The organism is Microcoleus sp. B13-B6 (assembly GCF_036705405.1).
In the GTDB taxonomy this organism is placed as follows: domain Bacteria; phylum Cyanobacteriota; class Cyanobacteriia; order Cyanobacteriales; family Microcoleaceae; genus Microcoleus.
Genome location: NZ_JAUBUJ010000193.1, coordinates 1 through 6502, shown reverse-complemented (window position 1 = coordinate 6502; position 6502 = coordinate 1). Strand labels below are relative to the sequence as shown.

General features: G+C 46.1%; 4 protein-coding genes. 2 read left to right on the top strand and 2 right to left on the bottom strand.

Annotation, left to right across the window (positions count from 1 at the left end):
- The coding region (locus QUB35_RS38085; RefSeq protein WP_333148145.1) for a M10 family metallopeptidase at positions 1 to 2085 on the top strand (2085 nt) is incomplete at its 5' end.
- Positions 2086 to 2271: 186 nt separating this feature from the next.
- Here QUB35_RS38085 and QUB35_RS38080 read toward each other — a convergent pair.
- Positions 2272 to 3627 (bottom strand): AAA-like domain-containing protein, encoded by a 1356-nt coding sequence (locus QUB35_RS38080; protein WP_333148143.1) that lies wholly within the window; start codon positions 3625 to 3627, stop codon positions 2272 to 2274.
- A 107-nt stretch (positions 3628 to 3734) separates the two neighbouring features.
- Positions 3735 to 3917, bottom strand: coding sequence for a hypothetical protein (locus QUB35_RS38075; RefSeq protein WP_333148141.1), 183 nt, complete (start codon positions 3915 to 3917; stop codon positions 3735 to 3737).
- Position 3918: 1 nt separating this feature from the next.
- On the opposite strand from QUB35_RS38075, the gene QUB35_RS38070 reads away from it, so the two are divergent.
- Positions 3919 to 6429, top strand: a complete 2511-nt coding sequence (locus tag QUB35_RS38070; RefSeq protein WP_333148139.1) for a Calx-beta domain-containing protein — start codon at positions 3919 to 3921, stop codon at positions 6427 to 6429.
- Positions 6430 to 6502: the final 73 nt, after the last annotated feature.

Genomic DNA, 6502 nt, shown 5'->3' with positions numbered 1-6502 from the left:
GATATCATTGACCGTGACAGCGATGATTCTGAAACAGTTGATATCATTGACCGTCGTGACAGCGATGATTCTGAAACAGTTGATATCATTGACCGTGACAGCGATGATTCTGAAACAGTTGATATCATTGACCGTCGTGACAGCGATGATTCTGAAACAGTTGATATCATTGACCGTGACAGCGATGATTCTGAAACAGTTGATATCATTGACCGTCGTGACAGCGATGATTCTGAAACGGTTGATATCATTGACCGTCGTGACAGCGATGATTCTGAAACGGTTGATATCATTGACCGTCGTGACAGCGATGATTCTGAAACAGTTGATATCATTGACCGCGACAGAAATGTTGACGGAAATGAAGCTACTCGCACCCTAAATCCTGTCGAAATTGTTCGCCCTATTGACAGTGTTGGCCCGGTTGCTACCGCTGGCATTGTGAATAACCTGCCCTATTATATTGATGCTTTGCTTCCTACAAATCAACCACGATGGAACAAAAATAGCCCACTCGGTACGCCCGTAGAAGTTACTTTTAGCTTCATGCAAACTAAGCCAGAATCTACCTCATGGGATGACTTCAAACCCTTCACAGCAGAACAGCAGGAGTCTGCCAGACAAGGATTAAAACTTTACTCTGATATTTCCAATATCACATTTAAGGAAGTTTCTAATGCTAACGGTGGTGGAAAAATTCAGTTTGGTTCTATCGACATTCCCAATTATGCAGGCTGGTCTACTGGAGTCGGGTCTGCTACTAAAAGTCACATTTGGCTTGACAAGAATCTTGCCAACATTACGCCCGGTTCATCAGGATTTACAATTCTTCTTCATGAAATTGGTCACTCCCTAGGGTTGAAACACCCTCATGAAGGGGCAGTAAATATGCCCAATTATCAAGACAACGATCGCTTTACTCTCATGTCTTACAACGGTCACCCTGATATGCCAGGGGTGACACCAAAAACTCCACAACTATTTGATGTTGCAGCAGTTCAATATCTTTATGGGGCTAATACCGATACCCGTTCCGGTAACAATACTTATAGTTGGGGCAAAAATGCCAAATTTATCGAAACGATTTGGGATGGGGGTGGCACCGACCAAATCAGTGCCGCTAACCAAACTAAGGATGTAGTCATTGACTTAGTCGCAGGTGGTTTCAGTTCTATCGGTGCCAATGGTAATGCCAATGCTCAAAACAATGTGGCGATCGCTCTCGGCGCAACCATTGAAAATGCAGTTGGAGGGACTGGAAACGACAACATCTACGGGAATGCAGTTGCCAACAACATCCGAGGTGGATTGGGAAATGACAAGCTATATGGCCAAAGCGGTAACGACTTTCTGAGTGGAGGTAGCGGCAACGATGCCCTTAATGGCGGAGATGGCAATGACATTCTCAATGGTGACTCAGGCAACGATACTCTTAAAGGCGGAAAGGGTAATGACACTCTCAATGGTGGCTTAGACAACGACATTCTCAATGGTGACGACGGTAATGACATTCTCAATGGCGGAAACGGCAACGATATTCTCAATGGCGGCAACCAGAATGATACTCTCAATGGTGGCTTAGGCAAAGACACTCTCAATGGCGGAAACGGTAACGACAGGCTCATGGGTGGCGACGGTAATGACGTTCTCACGGGTGGCGACGGTAATGACACTTTAATTGGTGTTAATTCTTCTGAAGCGAGCCCTGGCACTCAAGAAATTGACATTCTTACTGGAGGTGCTGGAGTTAACACCTTCGTCCTTGGGGATGCCAATAATATCTACTACAATGAGGGTGGTTTGCAGGTTCCCAATCCGAATCCATTTGTTAACGGCTACGGCTTAATTAAAGACTTTACATCCGGTCAGGATACTATCCAGCTTAAAGGAGGAGTCAACTATAAATTGCAGGAGGTCAGCCTTGACGGTGGAGTATCAGGTCGAGGAATCTTCGTTGATAATCCGGGATTTTCCCCCGATGGATTGATTGGTGTTATACAAGGGATACAACCTTTCACTAACCTTAAGATAAACAATGGTGCTAGTATAACCACCATTACTGGGCTTGGTTTGGGCGGGGGCTAATTCTGTCTGTAGATTGGGAAAGTAGCTCTGTATTGAAAATAGGGAATTGGGAATGAGTGTTGTTTCCGAAACCCTATTTTCAATAGTCAGTGAAGTTAGCGATCGCTCAAGTCAGTCTCTTTTATTCTTCATAAGCGAATGCCAAATGCACGCTACGCGATCGCGCGATCGCACTATCACTGCTTTTCAAGCTAAAACACGGCAGAAATACTCGCGGTACAAATTGCAACGCGGCATGACATAATTATTTTGCCGCCGCACAATTCCCATGCTGTGCAATTTGTAAATTTGCATTGAATCTAATTCCACTGGTTCGGCCGAATTAACAACTTTTTTCAAAGCCAAAGCTAATTCGGGATTTTGTTGCAAAATTTCCAAATGCTTGCGTAAATGACTGCTGTAACTTCCAGATTCTGAGGCCGCATTTTCTAATAGCTGAGTTAAGGAAATTTTGCCACAACTAATCTCATACATTGCCAATCTTACTAAATAAGGATGGCCGCCGATCGCACTTATTAACTTTTGCAATTGCCCCTCATCCCACTCCAAGCCGTGTAAGCGAGCTAAATCGTGAATTTGCGGCCTCTCAAACTCCAGCAACTCAACGGGAACCCCCGCATTAAACGGAGATTGATTCATGTCCAAAGGAATATAAACTTCGGTAGAATGCGCCATTACCAACCGCAGTTTTTTCCAGATATCCGAAATCTTGGCTTTTTCGTGCCAGCTTCGCAGCATCCCCAAAAAGTCTTCAACTACTTCCGTGTAGGGAAATAGGCGATCGACTTCATCCAACCCCAAAACTAGAGGCGCTGATGTTTCTGCCAGCAAATACTCTTCAAAGTAAACCGTACAGTTATCGTTGCTGCCCAAAATATCCGTATCCCAATATTCGTTTAACTTGTTTTCTAACTTTAGCTGTCGGCTTACCATCAAACACAGCCAGCGCAGAAATTTATCCAAATTTGTTAAGATTCCTCGGTCTGCAGCGCTTAAATCTAGATAGACTGCGTGATAGTTTTCCCGATCGCCCTGAGCTAAAATTCTGGTCATCAATGAAGTTTTGCCCATCATTTCCGGTGCTTTGATCCGAATCAGCGAACCGGGTTTCACAACAGTCTCGCCGCACAAAGATTCAATGTTGCAACGCTCTACATAAAAAGGAGAATCTAATGATACCGAACCTTCGGGAAATGGCAAATTTGCGATCGCATTCAGTGTTGGCGAGGGCAGATTTATGTTAGTAGCTTGACGTAATTCTGGCGAGGCAAATCTCCTTAGAGCTTCTTTGAAATTTTTCTTACTAATTTTTTCTCCTAACGCTTCTGAAAACTTGTGCCACAATTTGTTACCGACATCTTTGTTGAGGTATTCAGCACTGTAGCCGTAAACTTTGGCGATTTCATCGTAACTTTTGCCTTCCCAAGAACCTTGAAGGACTTTCATTTCGATGTCGCTGAGATATTTGCCGGTGTTTTGAGCAAAAATGCGATCGGCAGATTCTTTGGTTTGGCTCCAAGAGAAGTCTAATTCTGAGTTCATGGGCTCGACCGGTAAGTACGTATATACGTAAGTATGCAGACTTTTACAAGATATCTATTGTTCCTGCATGGAGAAAGCCACCCTGACTTTTCCGTATTTTAACTGATTTAACCTGAGTTTTTACTGTCAGTCCTTGTAGAAACACCTGATTTTACTCCCCTGGTGGGTTTTCTTCTGGGAAAATATACTGGTTTAGAAGCAACTTGATTGCCGATCGCCCGATCGCAATTATCGATCGCCTCACCAACAATAGCCGAACCTCGCCAACACCAGGGTATAAGGAGAAACATTATGGCTGCTACCATTACCGTTAATAGCACAGATGACTCGAATATCAGGAATGCCGTCCTCACCCTCAGAGAGGCAATTCTGGTTGCCAATGGCACTCTGAATGTTCCTGCTTTGACAGTGGCAGAACAAGCACAGATTAACGGTACATTGGGTACAGCAGCCGATCGCGACACGATCGCCTTTAATATCGGGGCGATCGGTTCTCAGCAATTAATTCAGCCTTTATCCGCACTGCCGCCCATCTCCGATCCAGCGATCGTCGATGGTTGGAGTCAAGGCGGCGCGGGCTATAACGGTTTGCCACTGGTGGAACTCAGCGGCAACCTCGCCGGATTGGTGATGGTCGGACTTGATATCACTGCTGGGAACAGTATCGTGCAAGGTTTAGCAATCAACAGATTTGACTGGGCAGGTATCCGCTTGCAAACCAATGGCGGCAACGAGATCCTCAGCAACCACATCGGCACGGATCTTGCGGGTACGGTTGATCGGGGCAACCGCAGGGGGATCTGGATTGATGGCGTTCCAGATAATCGGATCGAGAACAACTTAATCTCTGGCAACGACAATTCAAATAGGGGGCTTGGCATCGAGATTTCCGGCATCGCTGCGCGCAACAACCAAGTAATCAGCAACCTTATTGGCACTGATGTTACTGGTACTGTTGCGATCGCCAATGCGATGGCCAACACCGGTGGCATCATCATCCGCAATGCGCCTGAAAACTTGATTCAGGACAACCTGATTTCTGGCAATGCCGGCGAAGGTGGCGGAATTGGGATCAACGGTCCAACTGCCAATCAAAATCGAGTTGTCGGCAACCTCATCGGCACTGATATCACGGGTAATGTAGCGCTAGCAAACAGTATCTATGGCATCGCTATTGGCAGCGCTTCTAACAATATTATCGGCGGAACGACGCCTCAAGAACGCAATATCATTTCTGGCAGTCAGACTGCGGGTATTGCTTTTCTACAAGCGCCTGATTCAACCGCTGTACCTGCGACAAACCGAGTTGTCGGCAACTATATCGGCACAAATATCAGCGGTACTGCCGCTTTGGGAAATCTGATCGGCATCTATTTCGATCTTGCCGAAAGCAACATCATCGGCGGCACAACACCGCAAGAACGCAATGTCATTTCCGGCAACCAAATTGCCGTCTACCTAGTTAGCAACCTTGCCACTGGCAACCGCGTTATCGGCAATTATATCGGCACGCAAGCTGACGGCAGCAGTCCTTTACCCAATACGTACAGCGTCCTAGCTGACAAAACTGGCGTCAATAACCGCATCGGCGGCACCGCAGCAGGAGAAGGAAATACGATCGCATTTAATCCTAGTAACGGCATTCAAGTTACTGGTGGCAACGGCTTGGCAATTTTAGGCAATTCTATCTTTTCTAATAATGGTTTAGGCATCGATCTCGATAACGATACCGATCCCTTAACTGCCGACGGCCTTACCCCAAACGACTTGGGAGACGGGGATACAGGCGGAAACGGCTTGCAAAATTTCCCGGTGTTAACCTCCGCAACTGCTAGCAACGGCAACATTACCCTTAGCGGCACTCTCAACAGCATTCCCAATACGACTTTCCGCGTCGAATTTTTTGACAATACTGCCTTAGATCCCAGCGGTAACGGCGAAGGACAAACTTATCTCAACTTTGTTAATGTCACCACTGATGCTGCTGGCAATGCTAATTTTACATCGCCGCCTTTAACTGCAACAGGGGCGATCGTCACTACTGCTACTAACTTAACAACTAACGATACTTCGGAATTTTCTCAACCTTCCCCCGGCTTACTGCAATTTAGCAATCCCGCTTACACGGTGAATGAAAACGGCACAGTTGTAGGTACTGCAATTAGCGTCAATCGCATCGGTGGTAATAAAGGTGCAGTTGGGGCAACGCTGACGCTGACGGATGGTACTGCTGTTGCTGCTGACTACACCAAGACGCCGATCGCGATTAACTTTGCCGCCGGCGATACGACACCAAAAATTGTTAGTATTCCGATCGCCGATGACGCGATCGACGAAGCTGACGAAACGGTTAATTTATCTCTAACTAATCCAACGGGAAATGCTACAGTTGGCGATCGATACAACAATGCAGTTTTGACAATTGCAGATAACGATAACCCTCCAACTGTCAGCATCGCCCCCGCCACGATTAACCAAGCTGAAGGCAATACAGGCACAACTGCCTACAACTACACCGTTAGCCTCTCCAATCCTTCTGGTTTGCCCATTACTGTTAACTACAAAACAGATGACGGTACTGCTACTACGGGCGATCTCGACTACGAAGATAATGACGGTAATCTCATCTTTAATTCGTCAGAAGCGCTAACAAAAACGATCGCTGTAATTGTTAACGGCGACACCAAATTCGAGGCGAATGAAAATTTCAGCGTTACCCTCAACAACGCCATCAACGCCACCGTCAATCCCGCCGCCAACCAAAGTACGGGCATTATTGTCAATGATGATAGTGATGACTGATACTTTTAATTCAGACAATCCCCGACAATCGGTGAAAATCTGAATATAGCACACTCATCAGACAGGTCCCAGA